We start from the raw sequence: 1,899 nt of genomic DNA, 5'->3' as shown, positions 1-1,899 counted from the left end.
TGCAACCGAAATGTTTCGGACGTTTCCATCCGGCGACATCAGCACGGCGGAAGCAGCATCGAAATCCCATGGCACGGTTGTCGCCAATCCTGTGTTCAAAGCTGGGTTCATGTCGCCCGTTTGCCGGAAGAACCAATTCATGGCGTTGGTCATCATGACGGGAAAGGCGATCCGAAGCGGAAGATCGCTGTCGTCCAGGTTTGCTGACAAAATCAGGATCCGGCCGGCCTCGCGTTCGACGGAAACCAACACCCGCGAAGTGTCGGCTGTTTCAAGCAACGTCGTCGCTTCTCCCAAGGATTCATCGACTTCGATATCACGGCCACCGGCGAGCATGACGTTTTGCAATTGAACGTGTCGCAACAGGGGTGATTCTTTGTCCTGTTTTGCCACGATGGGTGTGTCGATTTCGTTGCCGAGTTTCCAGGTTCCTGGTGGGCCGTCATCGCGAGCGATGAACAGAGCGGGGCCAGGAGGAAGTTCGGTGGGAACCGTTCCGCTGTAGATGGTCAAACCATTCTCCGCGGTTTGCTCAGTGTCGTTGACCACCGTCAACTTGATCAACGGAATCGATTCCAAAACGGTGCGAAGATAAAACGACTGGTCATCTGGCCCGGTGACCAAAGTCACTGAAACGAAGGGGCGGGCCGGAACAACCGCTCGGGCCGTGTTGTCAACGGAAAGCCCATCGGTCGCATCCAGTGACGCGGTCAGGACCCCGCCTTCGCGAGACGTTCCTTCGATCGTTGTTTGCCAGACGCCATTGGCTTCCAGCTTGATCGGGACAACGTCCACTAGGTCTTCACCGAGCGTGAGCTTCAGCCGTGTGCTGGATGGTTCGTCGGAAAAGTTGCGGACTTCGACCAGCAATGCATAGCCGATCGGATCAACGCTCGAACGTCGAACTTGGAACGTGGTGATTGCCAAGTTGGTTTGAGAGGTGCCGATGGACTCCCATGAAAGATCTTCGGCTGATTCGATGTCGTATTGTTCGTCGAGTGTCGTGTCGGTGATGACGACGATGCGACGCCGTTCTTCTTCGTCTGCCAATCGTCTGGCCGCTTCGATGGCATCTTTGATTTGCGTCGGTCCATCGGTTGGCTGGATCGAATGAATGGCTTCCTCGATCGCCGGCGCGAAGTCAGACATGCCGACCACGACACGGACCGTGGTACCGGCGGTTACCAACGCCATCTGGTCCCCCTGGCGAAGACCACGAGCGAGTGAAGCGGCACGGTCAACGGCTAGCTGCAATCTTGTTTGCCCTGTTTCGGGTTCGACAGCTTGCATGCTGGCCGAGTTGTCCACGACCAAAATCACTTCTTGCCCGGAGTCCGCTTGCCACCGCCAAAGTGGATCCGCCAGAGCGAATGCTAGGAGCGAGACGAAAATAAGCTGCAGAAGAAGTGACAGCCAACGGCGAAGGTTTTGCCACAGGGATCGTTGGCGTTTTTCTTCGAAGATCTGATCCCAAAACAGGAGCGTTGCGACGGGCTGGCGTCGTAAACGCGTTTTCAGGATGTACAGAACGATGATCGGAACTGCGATCCAAAGCCACATCAGTCGTTCGGGAGACGCCAGCGACATGTATTATCCCACCGCCGCAGTACGCATCATACGAAGCAATACAGCGTCGAAGGGAACCTCCGTCGTTGCTCGCGTGTGGCTCAGTCCATGGTTGCGGCAATAGGTCTCGACGTCGTCCAGGAAAGCTTGGAAAAGCTTTTTGTATTGACGTAGCTTGCGTTCGGTTACGGTCACCTTCTTTTGCAAACCGCTCTCGCAGTCCACCAACTCCATGTCCCCCAGAAAACTCGGTGACGCTTCACTGGGCGTGTGGATCTGTATCACGTGCGGTTCAAAGCGGGCGTAACGGAGTCGGTCGATGCCGTCGCGAAA

At 56.0% G+C, this 1,899-nt stretch carries 1 protein-coding gene and 1 pseudogene; both read right to left on the bottom strand.

The annotated features are described in order from the left end of the window. The coding region (locus tag B2R17_RS17485) for a vWA domain-containing protein (RefSeq protein ID WP_286764996.1) at window positions 1-1,587 on the bottom strand (1,587 nt) is incomplete at its 3' end. 3 nt (window positions 1,588-1,590) lie between these two features. Next, window positions 1,591-1,899: pseudogene (locus B2R17_RS17480) on the bottom strand (DUF58 domain-containing protein); the annotation flags it as partial.

This window comes from Rhodopirellula sp. UBA1907, assembly GCF_002337565.1.
GTDB classification, from domain to species: domain Bacteria; phylum Planctomycetota; class Planctomycetia; order Pirellulales; family Pirellulaceae; genus Rhodopirellula; species Rhodopirellula europaea.
This window is presented reverse-complemented; position numbering and strand designations above follow the sequence as displayed.